Raw genomic sequence first — 24,798 nt, forward strand, 5'->3', positions numbered from 1 at the left:
CCGCGTCGACCGGCCCGCCGGCGCCGCCCGCACCGCCCGCACTGCCCGTCCCGGCCGGGCGGGGCGCCTGTGCGCACCGCGCCCAGGCGTCACACCCGCCGCACCGGGCGCTGAGGTCCCGTCCTCGCGCGGGCGGAAGCACGGACCCGTACCCGCTCCTGTGCGGAGCGTGCACACCGCATTACGCTGTCCCGACCGTTCGGAACTGAAGGAGAGCGAGTCTCCCTTGGCCTGTGACCTGTGGTTGGTCCCCCTCGTCGACGTGCTGTGCCACAGCCCCGACAATCCCTTCGCGGAAGAGATCGCCGCCTACGACAAGGCCCTCACCGAGGCCGGTCTGCCGACCGTCCCCGTCTTCGCCTACATGCCGGGGCTGTCGGGTGACGTGGCGCCGGTCGCCGGCTTCGACTACGACGCCCTGCACTTCCTGCGCCGCGCCTACCTGCTCCAGATCTGCGGCCTGGCCGTGACCCCGGTCGACGAGCTGGGCGGCGACTACGAGCAGCTGCTGGAGATGTTCGAGTCCACGGCCCAGCAGTCCCACCTGGTGTGGCACTACGACCACGCGGGCGCCTACGTCCCCGTGGACTTCCCCGCCCCGCTGTCCAACGAGGAGCTCCTGGAGGGCGGCGGTCCGCTGGGCTCCGCACAGGGGCTGCTGCGCGAACTGGAGTACGTCGCCCCGTCCATCGGCATCGACCCGGTGAACCCGCCGGCCGCCCCCCGGCCCCCGGAGCGCCCCACCTCCCTGGAGGAGCCGGCGGGCCCCATCCCGTACGACGAGAGTCCCTTCGCCCGCGAGCGGCACGTCTGGCTGGGCCTGCACGCGGCGGCGACACGGAGCCTGGGCCAAGGCTCCATGATCATCTTCAGTTGACCGTAAGGTGCCGGACACCTCGGTCCACTAGGACCGAGCCATGTCACAGACCCCTGCGCACGTCTCCTCCTACTCCGACGTCAAAGGCTGGTTCGGGCCGGTCGACCAGCTGTTGTTCGACTGGTTCCTGACCGGCCAGCGGGACGCGGGTATCCGCGGTGACCTGCTGGAACTCGGCGCCTATCTGGGCAAGAGCGCGATCTTCACGGGCTACTACCGGGCGGAGGGGGAGTCGTTCACGGTCTGCGACCTGTTCGACTCCCCCGCACCGGACGCCTCCAACGGCGCGGAGATGGAACGCTCGTACGCCACCCTCACCCGCCGCGCCTTCGAGACCAACTACCTGTCCTTCCACGACACCCTGCCGACGGTGGTCCAGGCCCCCACGTCGCTGATCACCGGCCATGTCCGCCCCGGCAGCTGCCGCTTCGTCCACGTCGACGCCTCGCACCTGTACGAGCACGTGCACGGCGACGTCGAGTCGGCGCGGCTGCTGCTGGCGGCGGACGGCATCGTGGCCTTCGACGACTACCGTGCCGAGCACTGCCCCGGCGTCGCCGCGGCGGTCTGGGGCGCGGTCGCCTCGGGCGGGCTGCGCCCGGTGTGCCTGACCGGCACCAAGCTGTACGGCACCTGGGGAGACCCCGCCCCGCTCCAGGAGGCACTGCTGCGCCGGCTGGAGTCGCGTACGGACGTGTGGCACGGCGTCGAGGACGTGGCGGGCGCACCGCTGATCCGTCTCAAGCCACGGGGCACCCGGCGCCCGTGGACGCCCCGCTCCCGCTACCCGGCGGCCCCGGCCGCGGATCCCCTTCCGGCCCCGGCCGCCGCCCCGGCGGACGCTTCCGGCGCCGCGGGGTCCGCTCCCGCCGCCCGCCGACGGGCCCCGGCGCTGCGCCGGCTGGCGCGTGACCTGCTTCCCCCGATCCTCACCAGGGCGCTGACGCACCGCTCATGACGCCCGTCCGGCCGGGCCTCGTGCCCGGCCCGCCGCACCGCCCGGCTCAGCGCGGCTCCGGCGGCCGCTGGCGGGGCATGTTCGGCCGCGTGCCCGGCGGCAGCGGGAAACGGCCCGACGGGTGGGCGTGGTCCGGCCGCGGCGGGGCCGACAGCGTCGACTGTGTCACCAGCGGCGTCGGCCCCGAGCGGAACTCCACCATCCAGTCCGCCGTCTCCGCCCGCACCAGCTCCGTGACGTCCTCCGAGAACCGCCGCAGCACCCCCAGGCACCGTTCCGCCGCCTCGCTGGCCGTGCCCTCCGCCGGGCCCAGCACCTCGCGAACGCTCTCCGACGCCCAGTCGAACTGGAGCGCCTGAAGCCGCCGCTGTACCGCCTGCGCCGTGGCGACGTCCCGCATCCAGCCGGACGTCAGCCCGAAGTACCGGTCGCAGGCGACGCACGCGGCGGCCAGCAGCAGCGCGACGTACCCCCACCCCGACGCGCCCTCCAGCGCGCCCGTCACGTCCATCAGGGGCAGCGCGGCCCCGATGATCACGCCCAGTGCCGTGGCGGCCCGCAGTATCTGTGCGAACCGGCGCTTGTGGACCCGGTCGGAGAGGTACCAGTCGGCCGTGCGCAGCGCATGGGTCTCGGCCCACCGGTAGAGCTCGTCCAGGCGCTCGGCCGGTTCTCCCCAGTCACCGAGCGGGAACGGGCGCCCGGTCAGATCGCCGCCGTTCCGCTCCGGGCTGTCGCCCTCCCCCCGGGCCGGGCCCCCGGGCTGCATCTCCGGCTGGGTCACCGGGGCACTCCTCTGCGCTCTGCGTGACAATGCGTGATGTGCGACGCCCGGTTGCGTACTCGTGCTGGAGCCGTGCGCACGCCCTTCCTACCGCCGAATGGCGGGCCCGAGGCGCGAAATGCGGGTTATTCCGCCCGCAAGAGGGGCTTGATCGGGTGGAGGCGGCGCCGGTTTCTCACCCGAACAGGTGAAACCGGGCGGATGGAGCGGGCCGCCTGGCGACCACGTAGGCTCGGCTTACCGAACATTCGTCGTCGAAAATGCCAGGAGTGACCGTGATTCCCGGTGGTGGCCAGCCCAACATGCAGCAGCTCCTCCAGCAGGCCCAGAAGATGCAGCAGGACCTCGCCCGCGCCCAGGAGGAGCTGGCGAGGACCGAGGTCGAGGGCCAGGCGGGTGGCGGCCTGGTGAAGGCCACGGTCACCGGCTCGGGCGAGCTCCGCGGCCTGGTCATCGACCCGAAGGCGGTGGACCCGGAGGACACCGAGACCCTCGCCGACCTCGTCGTCGCCGCCGTCCAGGCCGCCAACGAGAACGCGCAGCAGCTCCAGCAGACCAAGCTCGGCCCGCTGGCCCAGGGGCTGGGCGGTATGCCGGGTCTGCCCTTCTGAGCGCCCTCCCTCCGGGCGGGCCCCGTCCGTGACCGGCGGGGTGACGGCGCGGTTTCCGGCCGGTGAATCGTCCGGTGACCGGCAGTGACCCGTCACGGCAGGCCCTTCTAACCCGCACCCTCAGCAATTACCGTAAGCATCACAGCACTCCAGGAGAGGCGTTCCGTTGTACGAAGGCGTGGTTCAGGACCTCATCGACGAACTGGGCAGGCTGCCCGGCGTCGGGCCCAAGAGCGCGCAGCGGATCGCCTTCCACATCCTGCAGGCCGAGCCCACCGACGTACGCCGTCTCGCCCATGCCCTCCTGGAGGTCAAGGACAAGGTCCGGTTCTGCGCCGTGTGCGGCAACGTCGCGCAGGAGGAGCGGTGCGGCATCTGCCGGGACCCGCGTCGGGACGACACGGTCATCTGCGTGGTCGAGGAACCGAAGGACGTCGTCGCGATCGAGCGGACGCGTGAGTTCCGGGGGCGCTACCACGTGCTCGGCGGCGCGATCAGCCCGATCGAGGGCGTCGGCCCGGACGACCTGCGGATCCGTGAACTGCTGGCGCGCCTCGCGGACGGCACGGTCACCGAGCTGATCCTGGCGACCGACCCGAACCTGGAGGGGGAGGCCACCGCGACGTACCTGGCGCGGATGATCAAACCCATGGGGCTGAAGGTCACTCGCCTCGCCAGCGGACTTCCCGTTGGCGGAGACCTGGAATACGCCGACGAGGTCACGCTCGGCCGCGCGTTCGAAGGGAGACGACTCCTCGATGTCTGACGCCACACTCCACGCGCACAGCCTGGACCCCGACAGCTTCGCGGTCCAGATCGCCGACTCGATCGAGTCCTTCATCGTCGCCACCACGGAAGTGGCCAAGGGCGACGAGCCCGACAGTGCCGTGCCCTTCCTGCTCCTGGAGGTCTCCCAGCTGCTGCTGGCGGGCGGCCGGCTGGGCGCCCACGAGGACATCCTCCCGGAGGAGCGGTACGAGCCGGACACCGGACCCGATGTGGACGTCGACGAGCTGCGGATGCGGTTCGCGGCCATGCTCGACCCGGTGGACGTCTTCTCGGAGGTCTTCGACCCGTACGAGCCGCGCAAGGCACCCGTGCCGTGCCGGATCTCCGACAACCTGGCCGACATCGTCATGGACCTGCGCCACGGGCTGGCCCACTACCGGGCGGGCCGCACCACGGAGGCGCTGTGGTGGTGGCAGTTCTCCTACTTCTCCAACTGGGGCCCGACGGCCTCCGCGACCCTGCGCGCCCTCCAGTCCCTCGTCTCGCACGTCCGGCTCGACCAGCCGCTGGCGGAGCTGGACGGCCTGGACACCGACGAGGACCTGCCGGAGGACGCCCTGGAGGAGGAGGCGGGCCGGGTGATGGCCCGCGAGATCCTCGGACCGCTGGGCATCCGCACCGGCCCGTAGTCACGGGCCGGTCGCCCCGGTCGTTCCCGACGGCCCCGGACCCGGTCGCGCGGTCACCCGCGACCGGGTCCTCGTCGTCGCGCGCCTCCCGGACGGCGCGGGGAAGGCGCTCGCCACCCCTGAGGTGGGCGGGTCCGCTGAACCGGGGGCGCACGGTCCCGCCCACCTGCCATCCTCATGCCCATGAGGCGGTGGCGGGCGACGGGGACAGGCGTCGGTGCCGGTATCGGTCTCGGTCTCGGTGCGGCGGGCGTGGGTGCCCTGATCGCCGTGGCCGTCACCGATCTGGGCAGGGCCGACCAGGTGGCGAGCGTGGCGGGGGCGGTCCTCGCGGCGGCGGGCCTCGGCCTGTCGCTGTGGGCGCGGTCCGGCCGCGGGCCGGGGAGTTCCGCGCCCGGTCCCCCGGCGGATCCTCCGGCCGCCGCCGTCACCGCCTCGGGCAGCCGTGCGGTCGCCGCGGGCGGCTCCATCGGCGCGGTCACCACCGGGGACGCCGCACCGCCGGGTCCGGGTGCCGCCACGGGGCCCGCGGGGCCGTCGGGGTCCGCGGCGCCGGCGGGGCCCCCGGCCGCGACGAGGCCCGAGCGGCCGGTCGTCGCGTCCGGGGACCGTTCGGTCGCCGCGGGCGGTGACATCGGCAGCGCCTCGACGGGCGACGCGTGACCGCCGCGTCGGGCGACCGCTCGGTCGCCGCGGGCGGCTCCATCGGCCGGGTCATCACAGGCGATCACGTCACCCAGGTGGACCACGCGACGATGATCCCGCCCGAGGCGCTGGAACTCTCCGCGTGCCCGCCCTCCCTGGTGAACCTCCCGGGCCGCGATGGGCTCTTCGTCGGACGCGGACGTGAACTCGCCCTGCTCGACGAGGCGTTGCGCGACACCCGGGGCGTCGTGGTGCAGGCCGTGCACGGTCTGGGCGGCATCGGCAAGTCGACCCTGGCGGCACACTGGGCGGCGACCCGGACCGGCGACCACAATCCGGTGTGGTGGATCACGGCCGAGACACCGGCGGACCTGGACGCCGGACTGGCCCAGCTGGCCGTCGCGCTCCAGCCGGCCCTGGCCGGGTCCCTGAACCAGGACGCGCTGCGGGCGTACGCGATCCGGTGGCTCGGTGCCTACGAGGGCTGGCTGCTGATCCTGGACAACGTCTCGGACCTCGCCGATGTCGCACCCCTGCTCGCCCGCACGACGAAGGGGCACTTCCTCATCACCAGCCGTCTGGCGCACCACTGGCACACGGTGGGCGCCCGGCCGGTCGTCCTGGACATCCTCGAACCCGCCGAGGCCGTCGACCTGTTCACCCGCATAGCCACCCATGGCGGTCCCCGGCCGACGGACGGCGCCGACGAGCTCTGCGCCGCACTCGGCTGCCTGCCGCTCGCGGTGGAGCAGGCCGCCGCGTACTGCGCCGAGGCGGCGGTGACCCCCCGCGCGTATCTGGACCTGCTCACCGCGTACCCGGCCGACCTCTACGCGGACGCCCCCGAGGCCAGCGACGGCCGCCGTACCGTCGCCCGCGTCTGGCGCCTCACCCTGGACCGCCTCGCCGACGACCCCCTCACGGGCCGCATCCTGCGCGTCCTCGCCTGGTACGCCCCCGACGCCGTCCCGCGCGCCCTGCTCAACGGCCTCGCCCCCCTGCCCGCCGTCCTGCGGGCGCTGCGCCGCCTGGCGGCCCACTCGATGCTGACCCTGCACGAGGACGGTACGACGGTGTCGCTGCACCGGCTGGTGCAGGCGCTGGCCCGTACGGCCGACGCGGAGGACCCCCACCGCCGGGCCGGGGACATCGCCGAGGCGTATGTCTTCGCCGTCGAGGCCCTGACCGGCCTGGCCCCGAGGAGCGGGCGGGACACGGGGGCCCGGAAGCTCGGGCATGCCCTGCTGCCGCATGTCGACGCCCTCCTCGACCGTCAACCGGGCAGCGCCACCACCGACGCCGACGGGGCCGCCGACGCCGCCGGCACCCCCGCCGGCACCATCGACGCCGCCGCGGCTGATGACGCCGTCGACCGGCTGCTCGGCTGGGCCGGCGGCTTTCTGCTGATGCTGCGGGGGAACGCCCAGGCGGTGGGCTACGCCGAGCGCTGGCTCGCCCACCGCGAGCGGACCCGGGGCGAGTGGCACGCGGACACGGTGCAGGCGCGGAACGTCCTGGCCCACGCGTACATGACCTCGCACCAGGCCCGCCGGGCGGTCCCGCTCCACGAGCGGACGCTGGCGCACCGGCTCCGGGCGCTGGGCCCGGACCACCCGGCCACCCTCCGGTCGGCCGGCCGGCTCGCCCAGGCGTACACGTACTCCGGCGCCCCGGAGCGAGGGGTCGCACTGCACGAGCGCACGCTGGCCGGCCGGACCCGGGTCCTGGGCGCGGACCACCCGGCCACGCTGGCCTCCCGGGGCTTCCTCGCCCAGGCGTGCCTGCGCGCCGGGCAGAAGGAACGCGCGGTCGGGCTGTGCGAGCGTCTGGTCGCCGATCGCGTCCGGCTGAACGGCCCGGAGCACGTCGACACCCTCCGGGCGCGCCATCACCTGGCCATCATGTGCGCCCACGCCGCCGGCCGCGAGCGGACGGTCCCGCTGATGAAGGAGACGCTCGACGACTGCGTGCGGGTCCTGGGCGGTGAGCACCCCCTGACGGAGAGGGTCTGGAAGGACCTCTTCCGGCTGGGCGTCGTAACCCCGCGGCCCTGGCTGCTCTCCGGCTGACCGCCGGGGCCGCCGGGGACCGCCGGGACTGCGAGGGCGCCGGGGCCGACGCGGCGTCGGCCGGAACGCGACGCCGTCCCGAGTGACCCGCCCCACATTGCGCGTAGTGCCGTCCCGCCGGGGCAGGTGCCAGCCCGAGCGGCCGTGACGCCATCTGTGATGATCACGGACTGAGCGGGACATCTCACGATGTGATAGAGCAGGGGCGATTCCCGGCCGCTCGTTAGACTGAGCCGACCGCAAAACGGACTGAGCGAGGAGCGCACGTGGGCCTTGTCGTGCAGAAGTACGGAGGCTCCTCCGTTGCCGATGCCGAAGGCATCAAGCGCGTCGCCAAGCGAATCGTCGATGCCAAGAAGAACGGCCACCAGGTGGTCGTCGTGGTTTCGGCGATGGGCGACACGACGGACGAGTTGATCGATCTCGCCGAGCAGGTATCCCCGATCCCTGCCGGGCGTGAGTTCGACATGCTGCTGACCGCCGGGGAGCGGATCTCCATGGCGCTGCTGGCCATGGCGATCAAAAACCTGGGCCACGAGGCCCAGTCGTTCACGGGCAGCCAGGCAGGTGTCATCACCGACTCGGTCCACAACAAAGCGCGCATCATCGATGTCACGCCGGGCCGGATCCGCACCGCGCTGGACGAGGGCAACATCGCCATCGTCGCCGGGTTCCAGGGTGTGTCCCAGGACAAGAAGGACATCACCACCCTCGGGCGCGGCGGGTCGGACACGACCGCCGTCGCGCTCGCCGCGGCGCTCGACGCCGAGGTGTGCGAGATCTACACCGATGTCGACGGTGTCTTCACCGCCGACCCCCGGGTCGTGAAGAAGGCCCGGAAGATCGACTGGATCTCCTTCGAGGACATGCTGGAGCTCGCGAGCTCCGGGTCCAAGGTGCTGCTGCACCGGTGCGTCGAGTACGCACGCCGTTACAACATCCCGATCCACGTCCGGTCCTCGTTCTCGGGGCTCCAGGGCACGTGGGTCAGCAACGAACCGCGAGGGGACCGCAAGGTGGAGCAGGCCATCATCTCCGGTGTCGCCCACGACACCTCCGAGGCGAAGATCACCGTCGTCGGAGTCCCGGACAAGCCGGGCGAGGCCGCCGCGATCTTCCGCACCATCGCGGACAACGAGGTCAACATCGACATGGTGGTGCAGAACGTCTCCGCCGCGTCCACCGGCCTCACCGACATCTCCTTCACGCTCCCCAAGGCCGAGGGCCGCAAGGCCATCGACGCCCTGGAGAAGCAGAAGACCCTCATCGGCTTCGAGTCGCTGCGCTACGACGACCAGATCGCCAAGATCTCCCTCGTCGGCGCCGGCATGAAGACGAACCCGGGCGTCACGGCCGGCTTCTTCGAGGCGCTCTCCGACGCGGGCGTGAACATCGAGCTGATCTCGACCTCCGAGATCCGCATCTCGGTCGTCACCCGTGCCGACGACGTCAACGAGGCCGTCCGCGCCGTCCACACCGCCTTCGGGCTGGACAGCGACTCCGACGAAGCCGTCGTCTACGGAGGCACCGGGCGGTGACCGCGCGATGAACCGCAAACCGACACTCGCGGTCGTCGGAGCGACCGGAGCCGTCGGTGCGGTGATGCTCCAGATCCTGTCGCAGCACGCGGACGTCTGGGGCGATGTACGCCTGATCTCCTCGAAGCGCTCGGCCGGCCGCAGGCCGGTCGTGCGCGGCGAGGAGACCGAGGTGCTCGCGCTCGATGAGGACGCCCTGGAGGGCGTCGACGTCGCGCTCTTCCTGGTGCCGGAGGAGGTCGCCGCCCAGTGGGCGCCGATCGCCGCCGCCAAGGGCGCCGTCGTGGTGGACAACTCGGCGGCCTTCCGGATGGATCCGGACGTGCCTCTGGTGGTCCCCGAGATCAACCCCCATGCCGTACGGGCGCGCCCGCGCGGCATCGTCGCGAGTCCCGGCTGCACCACGCTCGCGCTCATCGTCGCGGTGGGCGCGCTGCACGCCGAGTTCGGGGTGAGCGAGCTGGTCGTCTCCGCGTACCAGGCCGCCAGCAGCGCCGGACAGGACGGCGTCACCGCCCTGCGCGGCCAGCTGTCGCTCGTCGCCGGTACGCGACTGGGCGACAGCCCCGGTGATGTGCGCCGGGCCGTCGGGGACGACGGCGGTCCCTTCGCGGCCCCGCTGGCGCTGAACGTGGTGCCCTGGTCCGGGTCGCTGCGGGAGGGCGGCTGGTCCTCGGAGGAGCTCCGCGTCCGCGAGGAGACCCGCAAGATCCTGGGACTGCCGGAGCTGCGGGTGTCGGCGACCTGTGTGCGCGTGCCCGTCGTGACCGCGCACTCCGTCTCCGTGCACGCGAAGTTCGAGAACGAGGTGACCGTCGCGCGGGCGCACGAGATCCTGGCGACCTCGCCCGGTGTGGTGCTGTACGACGATCCGGCGGCCGGGGACTACCCGACGCCCGCCGATGTCGTGGGGACCGACCCGACCTGGGTCGGGCGTGTGCGGCGGGCGCTGGACGACGAACGGGCCCTGGAGCTCTTCGTGTGCGGCGACAATCTGCGCAAAGGTGCCGCACTGAACGCCGTTCAGATCGCCGAGGCCGTCGCGGCCGAATTCGCGGTGGACTGATCGCACAGGCTTTGTAGGATCTGTGAACGCCCTGTGAGCAAGTTGCCTGTCAGCAGCACTTGAACTGGGGTGATGGCATGTTCGACGATGCTCTTCCCCTTGCTGCGACCGACGGGCTGCAACCGGCGGTGGGTGGAGGGCGTCTATGCGGTCGCCCCTATGCGCTGCCGTGGACAAATCGGGGCACTTGAGAAGAGCGGGTACGCATGAGGGCAATCGACGCATCGTCAAAAGCGATCGCGTGCGCGTACAACCCTGACGGGGGGAAGCGTGTCCAACAGGCGTGGCAGAGGTTCTCGACATCACAGTGGTGGCCCCGCTCCGCGGCCCCGGCACGGTGCGCCCGCTCCGGCGGCCCCGCCAGCCCGGCGGCATGCCGGTGATCGCTCCCATGCCCGCGGCCCGTTCGACCCGCATACCGTCCCAGCGCGAGGGCGCTGAGGACACCATGACCGCGGGTACCACCGTCGATCACCTCACCGAGACCTACCGCGCCCACTACCGCTCGCTGCTGGGACTCGCGGCCCTCCTGCTCGACGACACCGCGTCCTGCGAGGACGTCGTGCAGGAGGCGTTCATCCGCGTGCACTCGGCGCGCAACCGCGTGCGCGACCGCGAGAAGACCCTCGCCTATCTGCGGCAGACCGTGGTCAACCTCTCCAGGTCCGCGCTGCGCCGTCGCATACTCGGGCTGAAGCTGCTCTCCAAGCCGATGCCGGACATGGCGAGCGCGGAGGAGGGCGCGTACGACCAGCTGGAGCGGGACGCGCTCATCAAGGCGATGCGCGGGCTCCAGAGGCGTCAGCGGGAGGTGCTGGTGCTGCGGTACTTCGCGGACATGACGGAGGCGCAGGTCGCCGAGACGCTCGGCATATCCCTCGGCTCGGTGAAGGCGTACGGCTCTCGTGGCATAGCGGCGCTGCGCGTCGCCATGGAGGCCACGGCATGAGTGGACAGAGCGACAGGCCAGACGGGCCGGGCAGGCCGGGCAGGTCTGACAGGTTTGAGCGGTACGGGCCGGACGGGCCGTTGGACGACCGGACTGGGAACGGAATTGTGAACAACGGGCCGGAAAAGGATCTTGGCGGCCTCGACGGGGACGAACAGGCGCTGCGCCGGATGCTCCAGGGCGCGGTGGAGGACCTGCACCCCACCGACGGCGCACTCGACCATCTGCGCAGGGCCGTGCCCGCGCGACGCGCCCGCAAGCGCCAGGCCATCGTCGGAATGGCGGCGGCGGCGCTGCTCTTCTGCACCGCGGTACCCGCCTTCGTCCATGTCGCCGGATCCGGCGACACCTCCGAGGACCACCCCGTCAACGCCGGACACGGCGAGCAGGCACAGGGCGGCACGGGCGAGGAGACCGGCAGCGGGGGTGGCGAGGCGGGCCCCGACAGCCCGGCGGGCAACCAGACCACCGGGGTCGGTGACGGTGTCAAGGGCGACCCGGAGAAGCCGCAGGAGTCGGTGGCGGGCACGTCGGACGGCACGGTCGGCGGTACGTCCGCCCCGTCCGTCTCGGTGCCGGACACCGTGGCGGTGTGCGAGGCGGGCCAGCTGAGCGTCTCGGCGGCGCAGGCCGACAAGCCGGACGCGGAGGGCAAGGTCTACGGCACCTTCCGCATCGCCAACGTCTCCACCGGCGACTGTGCTGTCGCCGGCGCGGGCAAGGTCGGTTTCACGACGGCGGGCGCGGCGGACCCGTCGAAGATCACCGTCGTCGACCACGCCCCGGGGGACGCGGCGACCGGCCTCCCCGACCAGGCGCGGACGGCGCAGGCGCTGGTGCTGAAGCCCTCCGCCGCGTACGAGGTGAAGTTCGCCTGGGTCCCGGCCGAGACCTGCCCCACCGACGGTGGCGGGGCCTCGCCCGACCCGACCGCACCGACGGACGGCACCGCGGCGTCCGGATCGGGCGGTACGAGCGCCGAGGGCACCCAGCCGCAGCTGGGCACGGAGGACGGCACCCCGGCGGAGGGCAGCGTCACGGTGACCCACACGCCGGAGGCGGGGGCCCCCGCGGCGGAGACGACGATCCCGAACGCCTGCGCCGGGACGATCTACCGCACGGGCGCGCTGGACGCGTCGTAGCACGACCCGTCGGCGGGCGTCCGGCGGACGGGCAGGTTGGATCCGGCGTCCGGCGTCCGGGCGCAGGCCGGCGGGCTCGGCAGGATCGGCCAGGGATGGCCGGCCGACGGCCCCGAGGGGCCACCGACGGGCGCGCCAGGTCGGCGCGTCGGGCTGCCCCGCCAGGTCGGCGCGTCAGGCCGCCGGGGCCGGCTCCTCCGCCGGGATGCCGAGCGCCCGGTCCTTCTCGGCCTCGACCTCGCGGCGGAGCAGCCGGAACCACATGAAGAGCACGAAGCCCGCGAAGACGAACCACTCACCGGTGTAGCCCAGGTTCTGGAACGCCTTCAGGTCCAGCCCGCTGCCCTGGGGCGCCTCCGCCGGGACCGGCGTCAGACCGGACGGCGCGTCGGCGAGGGTGATCCACGCGTCGTAGACGTCGTCCGGTACCAGATTGACCAGCGATGCCGCGCTGATCATCCCGACCTGGCCGGGCGGCAGTCCGCCCGACGCGTCGACGCCCTTGGTGCCCGAGTTCTCCGACGCCTGCAGCGCGCCGGTCACCGTGACCTCGCCGACGGGCGGTGCCGGGGCCTTGGCGCCGTCGGCCAGCCAGCCCCGGACCACCGGAAGGGCCTTGTCGTCCGTGCGCAGCAGGGTCAGGACGTACGAACCGGTCTTCCCGTCCAGCGTCCGCCCGGGAACCAGGAACTGATCCCCGTACCGCCCGCTCGCGGTGGCGTGGCGCCCCGACGTCTCCTTGTCGACCGGCAGCAGGTCGGCCAGCGGCACGGCGGCCCGACTGCCCGCCTCCGGCCGCTGCTCGGCCTCCCGGTGCGAATCGACGCGGTCCTCGAACTTGCCGAGCTGCCAGGTCCCCATGAACACACAGAACGGGATCGCCAGCAGGACGAAGACGTTGATGCCCCACCACCGGGGCGTCGTCAGGAACCGGTACACCCCTCCACGGTACGGAACGCGTTCACCCCGCTTCCTGCCGGGTCCCCAGGTGCCGGGCCGCGAACGCCAGCTCCAGCCGGACCTGCTTGATCCGCTCCTCCACCACGAGCGAGCCGTGGCCCGCGTCGTACCGGTACACCTCGTGCACCGCGCCCCGCGCCGCGAGCCGGTCCACGTAGTTCTCGACCTGCCGGATCGGGCAACGCGGGTCGTTGACGCCGGCCGAGATGTACACGGGTGCGCTCACCGCGTCCACGTAGGTCAGCGGGGACGAAGCCTCGAACCGCTCGGGCACCTCCTCCGGTGAACCGCCCAGCAGTGTGCGGTCGAGCGACTTCAGCGCCTCCATCTCGTCGTGGTACGCCGTGACGTAGTCCGCGACCGGTACGGCGGCCAGGCCCACCGCCCACGCCTCCGGCTGCGTACCGAGGCCGAGCAGGGTCAGGTACCCGCCCCAGGATCCGCCCGTCAGCACCAGTTTCGACGGGTCGGCGAGGCCCGAGGTGACCGCCCACTCGCGGACGGCCGCGATGTCCTCCAGCTCGATCAGCCCGACCCGGTGCTTGAGCGCGTCGGTCCACTCCCGGCCGTATCCGGTCGACCCGCGGTAGTTGACCCGCACCACCGCGTAGCCGTGGTCGACCCATGCCGCCGGGCCCGCGGCGAACGCGTCGCTGTCGTGCCAGGCCGGCCCGCCGTGGATGTCGAAGACCGTCGGCAGCGGGCCGGTGGCTCCCTCGGGCTTCTGCACCAGGGCGTGGACGCGGCCGCCCGGCCCCTGCACCCACACGTCCTCCACCGCGACGGACGCGGGCGCCTTCATGCCCGGAGGGTCGAGGACCACACCGCCCGAGGTCGAGCGCACCACCGCCGGCTGGGAGGCCGAGGACCACAGGTACTCCACGGAACCGTCGGGCCGCGCGGTCGCGCCGGACACCGACCCGGGCGGGGTGGGGACGGGGACCAGCTCCCGCGTCGCGATCTCGTACCGCCACAGCTCGCTGCGGGCCTCGAAGCTGTGCTCGACCAGCAGCCCCGAGCCGTCGGGGTACCACTCGGCCGACACGTCACCGGGAAGGTCGAGGTCCAGCTCCGTCTCCGTTCCCGACGCCACGTCCCAGAGCATCGGTTCCCAGCGGCCGCGGCGCTGGTGCCCCACCAGAAGCCGGGTGTCACCGTCCACCGGTGCGAAGCCCAGCACGGCGAGGCCGAGCGCCTCGGCGCCTCCCTTGGTGTCGTCCAGCTCGGCCACCGTGGACCCGTCCAGCCGCACCACGCGCAGGGCGGAGTGCATCGCGTCGCCGTGCTCGGTGTGCTCCACCGCGACGAGCGTCCCGTCGTGCGACAGGTCCCCGACCCCGGCCGACTCCCGGTGCCGGTAGATCTCGGCCGGCGCGAGGCCCGGCCGCACGACGTGGATCGTCGAACCGTCCTCGTCCGTGGAGCGGCCGACCACCGAAGTGCCGTCCCGCCCGATCGCCAGCCCCGCCGGGTAGGACGCTTCGAGGCCCGGGGCGGCGGGCTCGTCGTCCCCGCCCTCGAAGGGCTGGCGCATCCACACACCGAACTCGTCGCCGTCCGTGTCGGAGAACCACCAGATCCACCGGCCGTCCGGCGACAGCGTCCCGTCCGTCGTGCCGTTCGGCCGGTCGGTGACCTGCCGACGGCTGTCGCTGTCCCGGTCCCAGGCGTAGAGCTCGTACGTACCGGTCGCATTGGAGACGAAGAGCGAGCGGGCGGGAGCGTCGAGCGCCCAGTCGGGCAGGGAGACCCGTGGGGCCCTGAACCGCTTCTCCCAGTCGGGCATGGCGTCCGTGTCGACGGGAGCGAGCGGTACGGCGGTGACGCCCGTGGCGTCGGCGCCGGTCGTTCCGGTGGGGGCGGTCCTTCCGCCGGGGGTGGTCGGAGCGGCGGGAACAATCGGATCAGTCATGGCCCCATGATGCTCCGGCCCGCCGACAAGCCGTCCACACCGCACACAGGCCTGTGGACAACCCGCCGTGTCAGCGCATGCCGCGCGGAGTGTCGTCCGTGCACAGCGCCCAGATGACGAAGAGGCCGATCGCGATCGAGACGATCGCCCAGACCGGCTGGTACGGCAGCCAGATGAAGTTCGCGATCACGGCGAGGGCGGCGAGGGCCACACCGCCGGCCTTCGCCCAGGTCGCACCGGCGAGGATGCCGGCGCCGACGGCCGCGACGAGCAGCCCGAGCACGAGGTGGATCCAGCCCCAGGAGGTGACGTCGAACTCGAAGACGTAGTCGCCGACGCGCTGGTACACGTCGTCCTCGGCGATGCCCGCGATGCCCTGGAGCATGCCGAGCACGCCCTCCACCAGCATCAGTACACCGGCGAGCATGGTCCCGCCCGAGGCCCACGCGTTGGAGGCGCGGTCCGCGCCGTGCTCCCCGGGGGCCGTCGTACCGTCGTGCCGGGCATAGGCGTGGTCGCGGGCCGGGCCCCCGGTGCCGTGGGTCGGGTTGCTCATCGCCGCGCCTTCCTGTCCGCCGGATGCCCTGGGTGCGTTGGCCCTCCGAGCTTGCGACGCCCACGACCCCCCCGGCGACCGGGACACGGCCGTCCGGGTGACGCGTCAGGCGGGTGTGTCGCCGCTGCCCCCCTGGCGCGGCGGGGGAAGCAACAGCCCCCGCTCGGGGTGCTTCTCGCCGGTCACGCTGCCGTCCACCCCGAGGTCCACGCGGGCGCTCTCGTGGAAGTTGTTGACCGCGCGGAACACCGCGCGGTTGCGTTCGCGCCAGTCCTCCAGGGTGCCGTCGATCTTGCCGTTGGCCTGCCAGTCGACCCGGGCGGCGGCGCCGTTCAGCTCGTGCGCCGCCTCCACGACGTCGTCACCCCCGAGCAGCATGATGCGCTCGAAGGCGCGCCCGCGCAGGCGCCCGGCCTCCGACATCTCGGCGAGCATCTCCCGCTCCCCGAGGTCGCTCACCCGGATCGCTTCCTTGTGCTCGTAGAGCTGCACCGCCAGGAAGATGCAGGTGCGCACGCTGTCGACGTACCCCTCGTACGCTTCGAGCTTCTTGCTGTCCCAGCGGGTCACCAGCTCGTGCTTCTTGCGCTGCCGGTCCATCGCGTAGTTGGTCAGAAGCGTGGACATCGCGCCCAGAAGTACGGCGGCTATCGTCACGAACTGATCGGCGGCACCCACGTCATCCCCCACAACCCGGCACTCACAAGGACATCCGGATGATCTTAGGCGTCCCCCTGCCCCGTCGTCAGGGGCGGAGGAAGAGGTTCTCCGCGGAACCCGCGGGAGGGGCCACCGGCGGGTGCGGCGGGGGCCTTCCCCGCGCACGGCCGGCTGGGGGCTCCGGGGCGCTCGGCGCTACGGTTCCCAGGGACGAACCCGCGGAGAGGCGACCCCCATGTCCCATACGTCCGAAGCCCTGGTCACGATCGGCCGCGGCTATACGCGCCACGCCCCCGGCACCCTCGGAAAGGCCCCGCTGGTCGCCCGCCACCTCGACCGCCGGCTGAAGGAGCACCCTCGTCGACGGGTCGTGCGCACCCGGTTCGGTGCCAGGGTCGCCGTCGACACGCAGGACCTCATCCAGCGCTACCTGTACATGTTCGGGGTCTGGGAGCCGCACATGACGCGGTGGCTCCAGCGCAGGCTCCGCCCGGGCGACACCTTCGTCGACGTGGGCGCCAACATCGGGTACTACAGCCTGCTCGCCTCACGCCTCGTGGGCGACGGCGGCCGGGTCGTGGCCATCGAGGCGTCCCCGGCGTTCCACCGCCGCGTCGTCCAGCACGCACGGCTCAACGGCCGGGGCAACATCCGCGCCGTCAACGCCGCCGTGTCGGACAGCCGCACCATGCTGACGTTCGTCCTCGCCAGTTCGCGCAACATGGGCGCGAACAGCATCGTGCCGTACGACGGTCCGGCCGAGTCGTCGTTCGAGATCGAGGCGCGGCCGCTGACCGATCTGCTCGAAGCCGAGGAGGTCGCCGGCGCCCGGGTGATCAAGATCGATGTGGAAGGCGCGGAGGGCGCTGTCGTCCGGGGGATGGCGCCGCTGCTCGGTACGCTGCGGCCGGATGCCGAGATCACCGTGGAGGTGGCACCGGACCGGATGGCGCAGCTCGGGGACGCGGTGGCGGAGTTGTACGACACGATGCGGTCCCACGGGTTCCACGCGTACCGCCTCGACAACGACTACGCCCCGCAGAGCTACCCGGAGGCCGCGCGCCGGTCCACCCGGGTGCCCGTGCGTCTGCGGAGGCCGGCGGAGGGCGAGAGCGACCTGATCTTCTCGCGGGTGGACGCCGAGACGCTGCCGTGAGGCCCGCACCGCGGGCGGGCCCGATCGGCCCCGGCGGGCCGGGCCCGCCGGGGCAGGTGCGGGGGTGGCGTCCGGTTCAGCCCTGCGCGGGACAGCTCCACCCGAGCGAACCGAGTGCCCGCGCCCGCGCCTGGACGACGGCCATACGGGCGTCGCGCTCACCGGCGTCGGTGTGCGATGCCTGCCCCGTCGCCTGTCCCGGCCACTTCCGGTAGAGGAGCCCGGCCTCGCGGGTGAACCAGCCCCGGCTCACGGCGTCCAGTGCCAGCAGCAGACCGGTGTCCTCCGAGGCCGGCAGCGCCATCCACCCGCCGAGCGCGATCACCAGCTCGCGGCGGGCGAAGAGGGTCGCCGGGTGGACCTGCGCCCGGTAGCCGTGCGCCTGCCAGTGGGCGAGCACGGCACCCCGCTCGACGGGCCCGCCGTCCGGGTCCTGGTCGAAGCCGAGGGTCGAGCCGTCGGGCAGCAGATCCAGTACGCGGGAGGTCGCCCAGCCGATGCCCCGGTCGCCTTCGAGGACCGCCAGGTCGCGGGCGAGCGCGCCGGGCGTCAGCTGGTCGTCGGCGTCCAGGACCTTGATGTACTCGCCGTCCGCGTGGGCGAGGGCGATGGTCCTGGCCACCCCGGGCCCGCCGGCCCGGCCCTGCCTGAACGTCACCCGCGGGTCGTCCGGCACATGCGGGGCCACCTCGTCGCCCAGACCGTCCTCCTGGACGACCCAGTGCCATTCCCAGCCGTCCGGCAGCTCCTGCTCGCACAGGGACTTGTAGGCGTCCGCGAGGAACGGCGCCGAGGGGGCGTGCACAGCCGTGATGATGATGATGCGCCGCACGGCGGTCACCACCTTTCCAGGGGAGTGGTGAAGTGCATTTCCGTACGGTCGCCGGGCAGCGTGACGTCCGAGATCTCGACGGGACTGCCCTCGGTGTCGAACGAGACCTTCCGCAGCAGCAGGACGGACGTCCCGGGAGGCAGCTCCAGCTCCTCGGCCTCCTCGGGGGTGGGAGGCCTGGCCGTGACGCGTTCCTCGATGCGGTCCAGCTCGATGCCGACGGTGCGCAGCTGGTTCTGGGTGCCCCCGGGCCAGGGCTCCTTGGTCTCGTCCAGGAGGTCGGCGTTGGCCGCGACCCTGTCCCGTACGAGGTAGGAGGTCACGAGGTTGAACGGGGCACTCTCGGCGCTGTAGCGCGTGCGGTAGGTGCGCTCGACCAGGGCCGTCCCCTCGGGAACGCCGAAGGCGTCGGCGATCTCCTTCTCCGCCTTGATCTCGCGGTACGAGGCGTGGAAGACGAGGTCGTCGATGCCGAGGCCGGTGTCGTGTTCGGTCGCTCCGGTCTGCTGGCGCAGGGCCTCCGGCTCGCGGGCGCGGTCCTTCTCCCACTGGTGCCGTGTGTTGGTGCGCAGCACGGTCGTACGCGAGCGGCGGACGAAGTTGCCCCGTCCGTGCTGCTTCTCGATCAGTCCCTCGTCCCGCAGGAGCCGGAGGGCGTCACGGACCGTCGGAACACTGCGCCGGTACTGCTCCGCCAGCTTCGTTTCCGACGGCAGCCGGTCACCGGGCCGCAACTCGCTTGTCCGGATCGCCTGGCGAAGCTCGTTCGCGATCCGTTCGTACGCCTTTGACACAGCTTGCTCACCGTTCTGTTTGCGACGGCGCCAGCATACGACTCCTCAAGAGGTCTTGACGACTCGAAGAGAGCTGGGTCATAGTGAGGGCATGAACTCCTCAAGAGGACCTGAGGAGAAGAGGTCTTGAGGAGTTCCGGTTCGCCGTTCCGGTGCTCCACCGGTCCGGGTCCCGGGCCGCACCGCTTCACCGCCGCCGCAACGGCGTCACTCCATCGTCGTAGCCCTCCCGCCAAGGAGCTGCCCATGTGCCGGACCTCCGCCACCCCGCCGCACATCTCGCTGATGGCCGCGGCCGAACTCCGCGACCTCCTCAGCCACCTCGAACACGGCAAGGGCCCCGCCGCCGTCGCCGCCCTGATGGCCATCGACCCCGCCTCGTGGGAGGCGATCGAGCAGCGGCTCGCCGCTGTCGGAGGCGACATCCACAAGCTGCTCCAGTCGGCGAACTGACTCCTCGGAGGGGATGGGCGACCATGGAAACGATCGGCGACGAACCCGCCCGCGCCTGTGCGGACGCGCCCGGCCCGCGCGCGGAGCGGGCCTGGGCGGACCGGCGGACCGACGGGGGCCGGCGAGCGGACGGCGGTGAAGGGCGGGAGTCGCGCCTGCGCAGGGCGGCGCTCCTCGACCGCCTGGCCCTTGAGCGCCCCGGCGCCGAGGAGGCGCTGGCCGCGTCCGAGGCCGCCCGGCATCTGGTCGCACTCGATCTGACGGACGCCGGCTCCGGCCGGGGCCCGCTCAGCCTCAAGGGTGCGGACCTGGTCACGGACGACGACTTCCGCGCGTATGTACGTGAGGAGTACCGCGCGTGGAGGGCCGCCTCCCGGCCCGAGGGCCCTCTCGTGACACGGCAGGCGCCCTGACCCGGCGTCAGTGCGGAGCCGGGGCGTGGGAGCGCCTTTCGAGGACGGCCAGGGCCTGTTCGGCCCACTGGATGTTCTCGCGCTCCAGCGCCCGGCCCCGCATGAGGGTCAGGTACGGGCCGATGCGTTCGGCCCGGACCAGGTACTCCTCTTCCGTGAGCCCGTCGAGCAGCCGGGCGCGAAGCCGGTCGTAGCGGGCCAGTTTGGCCCGCGCCCACTCCAAACGCTCGGCGACCGACGCCCGTACCGCCGCCTCGTCCCCCCGGTCGACCGCCTGGACCTTGACCATCAGCTCGTCGCGGATCGCGGTGGGCCTGGCGGGCTCGGCGGTGAAGTCGTACAGCGCCCGCTCCCCGGCCTCGGTGAGCGAGAAGAGGCGCTTGTTGGGCCGCCGCTCCTGCTGGACGACCCGGGCCTCGACCAGTCCGTCGGACTCCATGCGCTCCAGCTCGCGGTACAGCTGCTGCGGGCTGGTCATCCAGAAGTTGGCCACCGAGGCGTCGAAGCCCTTGGCCAGGTCGTAGCCGGACGCCTCGCCCTCCAGCAGAGCGGCCAGAACCGCGTTGCGCAATGCCATCGCGCCAGCCTCCAGGTGCGGACTTGATCGGTCAACCACATGAGCGTCCCAGGACGCTCCGGTCGAAGGGGTGGACGGCGGTACGAGGCGTGGATAGCCTCCAGCACACTTATTCAATTAAGTGACTACCCAGGAGGTGTGGGATGCACGCGTTCCGTCAAGCGGTGGAGGCCGGGGACCACGACGCCATCGAGCCGCTGCTGGCCGAGAACGTCGTCTTCACCAGCCCCGTCGTCTTCAAGCCGTATCCCGGCAGGGCGATCACCGCGGCCATCCTCCGCGGCGCCGCCCGGGTCTTCAGCGACTTCCGCTACGTCCGCGAGATCCCGGCCGCCGACGGGCGCGACCTCGCGCTGGTCTTCAAGGCGAGGGTCGGCGAACGGGAGATCGACGGCTGCGACTTCCTGCATTTCGACGAGGAGGGCCTGATCGACGACTTCATGGTCATGGTCCGCCCGCTCTCGGCCGCCCAGGCCCTCTCGTCGGCCATGGGCGCCCAGTTCGACCGCATCACCCGAGAGGCCACGGGCGCGGGACCGTCCGAGTGAGCATGGGCACCCCTCTCGGTCGCCCCTGACGAGACCCCTCGGCAGGGGCGGTCCCGTCCGGGAACACCCAGACGGGGAACACCCGGACGCCCGCGACACGGGGGGCGGGGACAGCGGATCCGTCTCACCCGTCCGTACCCAGGCCCGCCCGGGGCGCGCGTACCCCTCCGGGCCGAGAGAAGGGTATGCGGAGCAATCCCAGTGGTTGCCCCCTGGGAGCCGCTCTATGGTCGAGGTCGGAGCCCAGAGGAGCAGAGGATGGTAGACCCGGACTGGCAGCACACGGGAGAACCACGTCCTGAGCCAGCTGCACCTCAGGGACCCCCGCCCTGGGACGGGGGTCCGCCCACGTGCGCTCCGCGGCCGGCGCCGCCTCAGCCACCTCCACCTCCTCTCCTTGACACCTGGCAACGTCAACGTGCGGGTGGGGAGGAACTCATTGATCTGGCGTATGAGGCGGCCACGGCCAAACTGGCGAGTCAGACGAGTGCCTTTGAGAGCATCAGGACCCGGGCATCAGGAATCCTCAGCGTTGCGGCACTCGTGACCTCTTTCTCGGCCGGACTGGGGTTGGTCAATACGGACCCGGCACAGGGCAGACTCCTGCCTGTGTGGGCGCCATGGGCCTTGTTCGGGATCCTCATGTCTCTCGGGTGCTGCGCCTTCATCATCCTGCTTCCGACGCGCCAGTGGCTGCATGGTCCGTCGGCTCGGATCCTCATGGAAATGTGGCGTGACGGTTCGGACGCGAGGGACGCGAAGGTGAGCGTGGTCGCCGCGATGGTGGACGCCCAGCACCGGAACACCGAAGCGCTGGGCAGAAGGGCCCTGGCCTACCGAGTGGCCGTACTGCTTCTCCTGGGCCAGATCCTGATCCTCGTTGTGGCCGTGGCGCAGTCCTCGGCTGTCTAGGACCCCCGCCAACTGACGCCAGGGCTTCACCGACGGGCCTCATCCTCATCAGGTCGGTCAGGACTGACAAGGAGCCTCGGTGGTGCCGGCTTCACGCCTCGACACAGAGCGCTGCGGGCCCTCGCCAATCGCCCCGAGTCGCTGACGTTGACGTCGACGTCGAGAACGGATGTCGGGCCGGCGTCGACCGGAAGCGATGAAGCGGTACTGTCCCCGGCTCTGGCGGTTCGTCCGCTCGAACCGCGTGCCGGCCGTGGCGCCCCCTCCGGCCGGCTCAGTGAAGGACCCGATCGACAGGCTCTCGTCACCGGGCTTGAAACGACGTGTACTCAACGACGTGTACTCAAGGCGGCCGCTCTCGGGTCAGAAGATCGCTACGGCTGCGCCGGGGGGCGAGTGGCGGCGGATGCGGGCGCAGAGGGCCTTCGCCGTGTCGGACTCCAGCGACGACAGACACGCAGACGGAAACAGGTGAGGCACCTACTGAATTCAGTAGATGCCTCACCTGGTGTTACGGCTGTCGGGGTGGCGGGATTTGAACCCACGACCTCTTCGTCCCGAACGAAGCGCGCTGCCAAGCTGCGCTACACCCCGATGTCGCTCGGCTTCCCGGCGACGTCGTTTACTTTAGCCCACTGGCGCGCTCAGGCGAAATCCGGTTATCGGAGCCCCGCACATAGGGCCTGACCTGGTCGAGGCCGACGAGGGCCAGTGCCAGGGCCAGGATGATCAGGCCCACGATCCCCGCGTTGCCCAGCACCCCTCCGTAGCCGTGGGTGTCGACGTCCAGGAAGGGGTACGGGTAGCGGGACCCCGGGCCGGGGGCGAGGGTGGCGCCTCGGGCCAGGGCGAAGGCCAGGTACGCCAGGGGGTAGAGCATCCACAGCCCGGCGTCCCGGGGGCGAAGGGCGCCCGGGCGGGTCAGGAGCAGCAGGTCCAGGACCGCTCCGAGCGGGGTCGCCGTGTGCAGGAGGTGGTCGGAGACCGGCTGCCCGCCCGACAGGGGGGCCGTCATGGGCAGGCCACCGGGCAGGAGGAGATGGTGGAAGAGCCCGGTGACCGAGAGGAACAGCACCGTGCCGCCGGTCACCAGGGGCGGCAGGGGCGGGCGGCCGGACCAGGCTCGCCACGCCGAGACGGCGAGGACGGCCGCCGCCAGGATGTTGCTCTGGACGGTGAAGTAACCCAGCACCCGGCCAGGACTGCCCTGGACCAGGTCCAGGACGAGGCCGGTGAGCGCGGCCGACGCGATCAGGGCACGGAAGACGGCTGCGTACGGACGGCGGACCGGAGGGACGACCGCGGATGCGGGCGCATCGGCCGAAAGCGGTGCAGTCATCCCTCCACCGTACGAGGGAAGATCAATCCCGGGCGGTCAGGGTGAGCAGGGTCGCCTCGGGCGGGCAGGCGAAGCGCACCGGCGTGTAGCGGTTGGTGCCGCAGCCCGCCGAAACGTGCAGATATGAGGTGTGGCCGCCGGCGCGGTGGGTGGAGAGGCCCTTGACGCGATCCGTGTCGAGGTCGCAGTTGGTGACCAGCGCCCCGTAGAAGGGGACGCACAGCTGCCCGCCGTGCGTGTGGCCGGCGAGGACCAGGGGGTAACCGTCGGCTGTGAACGCGTCCAGCGTCCGCAGATACGGGGCGTGCACCACGCCCACCGAGAGGTCGGCGTCCTTCTCCGGGCCTCCGGCTACCTCTTCGTACCGGTCCCGCTTGATGTGAGGGTCGTCCAGGCCGGTGAAGGCGAGTTCCAGGCCCTCCAGCTTCAGCCGGCCGCGGGTGTTGGTGAGGTTCAGCCAGCCCGCCGTGTCGAAGGCGTCCCTCAGATCCTCCCAGGGGTTGTGCACGACACCGACGGCCGGGGCGTTGCCGTTGAGGCCATGACGGCCCTGGGTCTTCTCGATCAGATAGCGGGCAGGGTTGCGCAGCTTCGGTCCGTAGTAGTCGTTGGAGCCGAAGACGTACACCCCCGGGAGCTCGAGCAGCGGACCCAGCGCGTCCAGCACCTCGGGGACGCCGTCCGGGTCGGAGAGGTTGTCCCCGGTGTTCACGACGAAGTCGGGGCGCAGCCCGGCCAGCGACTGGAGCCAGGCGCGCTTCTTGCGCTGGCCGCTCACCATGTGGATGTCGGAGACCTGGAGCACCCGCAGGTCACGCATTCCCTGGGGAAGTACGGGCACGGTGACCCGCCGGAGCCGGAACGAGCGGGCTTCGAACCCGGCCGCGTAGGCCAGGCCGGCCGCGCCGACCGCGGCGATTCCTGCCGTGACTTTCAGGGGAACTCCGTATCGCGCGCGCATGGCCCCATCGTCGCAGACATACCGGTACGCAGAAATGCGCGGGCATGTACATCGCCACACCTGCCACACTTGTCCGTATGACCACGCTCAAGTCCAAGCTGCAGGAAGATCTCACGGCGGCGATCCGGGCGCGCGACGAACTGCGCTCCTCGACGCTCCGGCTGACCCTCTCCGCCATCACCAAGGAGGAGGTCGCGGGCAAGACGGCGCGCGAGCTCTCCGACGACGAGGTGCAGAAGGTGATCGCCAAGGAGGCGAAGAAGCGCCGCGAGGCGGCCGACGCCTTCGGTCAGGGCGGCCGGACCGAGCAGGCCGAGCGGGAGAAGGCCGAGGGCGTGATTCTCGACGCGTACCTGCCGCAGCAGCTGAGCGACGACGAGCTGAACCTGATCGTGGCGCAGGCGGTCGAGGAGGCCAAGGCGTCCGGCGCCGAGGGCCCGCGCGCGATGGGCGCGGTCATGAAGATCGTGAACCCGAAGGTGGCGGGCCGCGCCGAGGGCGGCCGCGTCGCCACCGCGGTCAAGCAGCTGCTCGCCGGCTGACGGCACCGGGACGAACGGAGGGGCGCCCGCCGGTTTCGGCGGGCGCCCCTCCGTTCGTCCGACCCCTGTCGCGTCCACGGCCCTTCGCCGGCGCCGGGCGGCTGCGCGGCGAGAGCGGGAGCGAGG

The 24,798-nt window shown here is 72.0% G+C and carries 27 protein-coding genes and 1 tRNA gene; 17 read left to right on the top strand and 11 right to left on the bottom strand.

The features are described from left to right. Positions 1–226 precede the first annotated feature (226 nt). Positions 227–877, top strand: coding sequence for a hypothetical protein (locus PUR26_RS30610; protein WP_329877429.1), 651 nt, complete (start codon positions 227–229; stop codon positions 875–877). A gap of 40 nt (positions 878–917) precedes the next feature. Beyond that, positions 918–1,835 carry a class I SAM-dependent methyltransferase gene (locus tag PUR26_RS30615; RefSeq protein ID WP_329877431.1) on the top strand — a complete coding sequence of 306 codons (918 nt, stop codon included), beginning with the start codon at positions 918–920 and terminating at the stop codon, positions 1,833–1,835. A gap of 46 nt (positions 1,836–1,881) precedes the next feature. Here the strand turns inward: PUR26_RS30615 and PUR26_RS30620 are convergent, their stop codons facing one another. Beyond that, positions 1,882–2,619 (bottom strand): SLATT domain-containing protein, encoded by a 738-nt coding sequence (locus PUR26_RS30620; RefSeq protein ID WP_443077225.1) that lies wholly within the window; start codon positions 2,617–2,619, stop codon positions 1,882–1,884. Between the two features lie 275 nt (positions 2,620–2,894). On the opposite strand from PUR26_RS30620, the gene PUR26_RS30625 reads away from it, so the two are divergent. The 9 genes from PUR26_RS30625 to PUR26_RS30665 all read left to right on the top strand — a co-directional run bounded on the left by PUR26_RS30625 (position 2,895) and on the right by PUR26_RS30665 (position 12,057). Beyond that, entirely contained in the window at positions 2,895–3,230 is a 336-nt protein-coding gene (locus PUR26_RS30625) for a YbaB/EbfC family nucleoid-associated protein (RefSeq protein ID WP_329877551.1), read from the top strand. 166 nt (positions 3,231–3,396) lie between these two features. Further along, complete coding sequence (gene recR / locus PUR26_RS30630; protein ID WP_329877433.1) at positions 3,397–3,996, top strand: recombination mediator RecR; 600 nt, start codon at positions 3,397–3,399, stop codon at positions 3,994–3,996. Next, positions 3,989–4,648 carry a DUF5063 domain-containing protein gene (locus PUR26_RS30635; protein ID WP_329877434.1) on the top strand — a complete coding sequence of 220 codons (660 nt, stop codon included), beginning with the start codon at positions 3,989–3,991 and terminating at the stop codon, positions 4,646–4,648. The genes recR and PUR26_RS30635 overlap by 8 nt, the downstream gene beginning before the upstream one ends. Positions 4,649–4,831: 183 nt before the next feature. Further along, on the top strand, positions 4,832–5,311 hold the full coding sequence (locus tag PUR26_RS30640) for a hypothetical protein (RefSeq protein WP_329877436.1): 480 nt from the start codon (positions 4,832–4,834) through the stop codon (positions 5,309–5,311). After that, positions 5,308–7,362, top strand: a complete 2,055-nt coding sequence (locus tag PUR26_RS30645; RefSeq protein ID WP_329877438.1) for a tetratricopeptide repeat protein — start codon at positions 5,308–5,310, stop codon at positions 7,360–7,362. The genes PUR26_RS30640 and PUR26_RS30645 overlap by 4 nt, the downstream gene beginning before the upstream one ends. A 266-nt stretch (positions 7,363–7,628) precedes the next feature. After that, entirely contained in the window at positions 7,629–8,900 is a 1,272-nt protein-coding gene (locus PUR26_RS30650; RefSeq protein WP_329877440.1) for an aspartate kinase, read from the top strand. A gap of 7 nt (positions 8,901–8,907) precedes the next feature. Further along, positions 8,908–9,966 carry an aspartate-semialdehyde dehydrogenase gene (locus tag PUR26_RS30655; RefSeq protein WP_329877442.1) on the top strand — a complete coding sequence of 353 codons (1,059 nt, stop codon included), beginning with the start codon at positions 8,908–8,910 and terminating at the stop codon, positions 9,964–9,966. Between the two features lie 373 nt (positions 9,967–10,339). After that, positions 10,340–10,915, top strand: coding sequence for a SigE family RNA polymerase sigma factor (locus PUR26_RS30660; protein ID WP_329877553.1), 576 nt, complete (start codon positions 10,340–10,342; stop codon positions 10,913–10,915). A 107-nt stretch (positions 10,916–11,022) separates the two neighbouring features. Next, positions 11,023–12,057, top strand: coding sequence for a hypothetical protein (locus PUR26_RS30665; protein WP_329877444.1), 1,035 nt, complete (start codon positions 11,023–11,025; stop codon positions 12,055–12,057). Positions 12,058–12,231: 174 nt separating this feature from the next. Here the strand turns inward: PUR26_RS30665 and PUR26_RS30670 are convergent, their stop codons facing one another. The 4 genes from PUR26_RS30670 to PUR26_RS30685 all read right to left on the bottom strand — a co-directional run bounded on the left by PUR26_RS30670 (position 12,232) and on the right by PUR26_RS30685 (position 16,163). Then, positions 12,232–12,996, bottom strand: a complete 765-nt coding sequence (locus PUR26_RS30670) for an SURF1 family protein (protein ID WP_329877446.1) — start codon at positions 12,994–12,996, stop codon at positions 12,232–12,234. Positions 12,997–13,018: 22 nt separating this feature from the next. After that, positions 13,019–14,929, bottom strand: coding sequence for a prolyl oligopeptidase family serine peptidase (locus tag PUR26_RS30675; RefSeq protein ID WP_443077227.1), 1,911 nt, complete (start codon positions 14,927–14,929; stop codon positions 13,019–13,021). A 70-nt stretch (positions 14,930–14,999) separates the two neighbouring features. Next, the gene (locus tag PUR26_RS30680; RefSeq protein ID WP_443077228.1) at positions 15,000–15,485 is read right to left on the bottom strand and encodes a DUF7144 family membrane protein; all 486 of its coding nucleotides are present in this window, start codon (positions 15,483–15,485) and stop codon (positions 15,000–15,002) included. Between the two features lie 105 nt (positions 15,486–15,590). Further along, on the bottom strand, positions 15,591–16,163 hold the full coding sequence (locus PUR26_RS30685; RefSeq protein WP_329877448.1) for a hypothetical protein: 573 nt from the start codon (positions 16,161–16,163) through the stop codon (positions 15,591–15,593). A 217-nt stretch (positions 16,164–16,380) separates the two neighbouring features. Here PUR26_RS30685 and PUR26_RS30690 point away from each other — a divergent pair, with 217 nt between their 5' ends. Beyond that, on the top strand, positions 16,381–17,301 hold the full coding sequence (locus PUR26_RS30690) for an FkbM family methyltransferase (protein ID WP_329877450.1): 921 nt from the start codon (positions 16,381–16,383) through the stop codon (positions 17,299–17,301). 76 nt (positions 17,302–17,377) lie between these two features. Here PUR26_RS30690 and PUR26_RS30695 read toward each other — a convergent pair whose 3' ends face one another. Both PUR26_RS30695 and PUR26_RS30700 read right to left on the bottom strand, forming a co-directional pair. Next, a complete protein-coding gene (locus tag PUR26_RS30695) occupies positions 17,378–18,142 on the bottom strand; it encodes a glycosyltransferase family 2 protein (RefSeq protein ID WP_329877559.1) in 765 nt (254 codons plus the stop codon). After that, positions 18,139–18,927 (bottom strand): GntR family transcriptional regulator, encoded by a 789-nt coding sequence (locus tag PUR26_RS30700; protein ID WP_329877452.1) that lies wholly within the window; start codon positions 18,925–18,927, stop codon positions 18,139–18,141. Before PUR26_RS30700 ends, PUR26_RS30695 begins: the two co-directional genes overlap by 4 nt. 246 nt (positions 18,928–19,173) lie before the next feature. Here PUR26_RS30700 and PUR26_RS30705 point away from each other — a divergent pair, with 246 nt between their 5' ends. Both PUR26_RS30705 and PUR26_RS30710 read left to right on the top strand, forming a co-directional pair. Beyond that, positions 19,174–19,380 (top strand): hypothetical protein, encoded by a 207-nt coding sequence (locus tag PUR26_RS30705; RefSeq protein ID WP_329877454.1) that lies wholly within the window; start codon positions 19,174–19,176, stop codon positions 19,378–19,380. Between the two features lie 23 nt (positions 19,381–19,403). Further along, complete coding sequence (locus tag PUR26_RS30710) at positions 19,404–19,793, top strand: hypothetical protein (RefSeq protein WP_329877456.1); 390 nt, start codon at positions 19,404–19,406, stop codon at positions 19,791–19,793. A 7-nt stretch (positions 19,794–19,800) separates the two neighbouring features. Here PUR26_RS30710 and PUR26_RS30715 read toward each other — a convergent pair whose 3' ends face one another. After that, positions 19,801–20,370 (bottom strand): PadR family transcriptional regulator, encoded by a 570-nt coding sequence (locus PUR26_RS30715; RefSeq protein ID WP_329877458.1) that lies wholly within the window; start codon positions 20,368–20,370, stop codon positions 19,801–19,803. 143 nt (positions 20,371–20,513) lie between these two features. Between PUR26_RS30715 and PUR26_RS30720 the strand changes: the two genes are divergently transcribed. Both PUR26_RS30720 and PUR26_RS30725 read left to right on the top strand, forming a co-directional pair. Continuing rightward, the gene (locus tag PUR26_RS30720; protein ID WP_329877460.1) at positions 20,514–20,918 is read left to right on the top strand and encodes a nuclear transport factor 2 family protein; all 405 of its coding nucleotides are present in this window, start codon (positions 20,514–20,516) and stop codon (positions 20,916–20,918) included. Positions 20,919–21,638: 720 nt separating this feature from the next. Continuing rightward, a complete protein-coding gene (locus PUR26_RS30725; RefSeq protein WP_329877462.1) occupies positions 21,639–21,830 on the top strand; it encodes a hypothetical protein in 192 nt (63 codons plus the stop codon). Positions 21,831–22,350: 520 nt separating this feature from the next. Here the strand turns inward: PUR26_RS30725 and PUR26_RS30730 are convergent. From PUR26_RS30730 to PUR26_RS30740, 3 genes are all read right to left on the bottom strand, one after another. Further along, positions 22,351–22,424: transfer RNA gene (locus PUR26_RS30730), tRNA-Pro, on the bottom strand. 28 nt (positions 22,425–22,452) lie between these two features. Next, positions 22,453–23,169, bottom strand: a complete 717-nt coding sequence (locus PUR26_RS30735; protein ID WP_329877464.1) for a Pr6Pr family membrane protein — start codon at positions 23,167–23,169, stop codon at positions 22,453–22,455. Between the two features lie 22 nt (positions 23,170–23,191). Then, on the bottom strand, positions 23,192–24,130 hold the full coding sequence (locus PUR26_RS30740; protein WP_329877466.1) for a metallophosphoesterase: 939 nt from the start codon (positions 24,128–24,130) through the stop codon (positions 23,192–23,194). A 77-nt stretch (positions 24,131–24,207) separates the two neighbouring features. Here PUR26_RS30740 and PUR26_RS30745 point away from each other — a divergent pair, with 77 nt between their 5' ends. After that, positions 24,208–24,672: a GatB/YqeY domain-containing protein gene (locus tag PUR26_RS30745; protein ID WP_329877468.1), complete on the top strand. Its 465-nt coding sequence runs from the start codon at positions 24,208–24,210 to the stop codon at positions 24,670–24,672. Positions 24,673–24,798: the final 126 nt, after the last annotated feature.

It is taken from the genome of Streptomyces sp. SP18CS02 (assembly GCF_036322365.1).
Lineage (GTDB): Bacteria > Actinomycetota > Actinomycetes > Streptomycetales > Streptomycetaceae > Streptomyces.

Bases quoted from the DNA above. Each gene is read 5' to 3' on its own strand.
- PUR26_RS30655 (WP_329877442.1), top strand. From the start codon at position 8,908: ATGAACCGCAAACCGACACTCGCGGTCGTCGGAGCGACCGGAGCCGTC.
- PUR26_RS30735 (WP_329877464.1), bottom strand. From the start codon at position 23,169: ATGACTGCACCGCTTTCGGCCGATGCGCCCGCATCCGCGGTCGTCCCT.
- PUR26_RS30680 (WP_443077228.1), bottom strand. From the start codon at position 15,485: ATGAGCAACCCGACCCACGGCACCGGGGGCCCGGCCCGCGACCACGCC.
- PUR26_RS30635 (WP_329877434.1), top strand. From the start codon at position 3,989: ATGTCTGACGCCACACTCCACGCGCACAGCCTGGACCCCGACAGCTTC.
- PUR26_RS30720 (WP_329877460.1), top strand. From the start codon at position 20,514: ATGCACGCGTTCCGTCAAGCGGTGGAGGCCGGGGACCACGACGCCATC.
- PUR26_RS30710 (WP_329877456.1), top strand. From the start codon at position 19,404: ATGGAAACGATCGGCGACGAACCCGCCCGCGCCTGTGCGGACGCGCCC.
- PUR26_RS30725 (WP_329877462.1), top strand. From the start codon at position 21,639: ATGGAAATGTGGCGTGACGGTTCGGACGCGAGGGACGCGAAGGTGAGC.
- PUR26_RS30715 (WP_329877458.1), bottom strand. From the start codon at position 20,370: ATGGCATTGCGCAACGCGGTTCTGGCCGCTCTGCTGGAGGGCGAGGCG.
- PUR26_RS30640 (WP_329877436.1), top strand. From the start codon at position 4,832: ATGAGGCGGTGGCGGGCGACGGGGACAGGCGTCGGTGCCGGTATCGGT.
- PUR26_RS30740 (WP_329877466.1), bottom strand. From the start codon at position 24,130: ATGCGCGCGCGATACGGAGTTCCCCTGAAAGTCACGGCAGGAATCGCC.
- PUR26_RS30690 (WP_329877450.1), top strand. From the start codon at position 16,381: ATGTCCCATACGTCCGAAGCCCTGGTCACGATCGGCCGCGGCTATACG.
- PUR26_RS30675 (WP_443077227.1), bottom strand. From the start codon at position 14,929: ATGACTGATCCGATTGTTCCCGCCGCTCCGACCACCCCCGGCGGAAGG.
- PUR26_RS30705 (WP_329877454.1), top strand. From the start codon at position 19,174: ATGTGCCGGACCTCCGCCACCCCGCCGCACATCTCGCTGATGGCCGCG.
- PUR26_RS30745 (WP_329877468.1), top strand. From the start codon at position 24,208: ATGACCACGCTCAAGTCCAAGCTGCAGGAAGATCTCACGGCGGCGATC.
- PUR26_RS30615 (WP_329877431.1), top strand. From the start codon at position 918: ATGTCACAGACCCCTGCGCACGTCTCCTCCTACTCCGACGTCAAAGGC.
- PUR26_RS30660 (WP_329877553.1), top strand. From the start codon at position 10,340: ATGCCGGTGATCGCTCCCATGCCCGCGGCCCGTTCGACCCGCATACCG.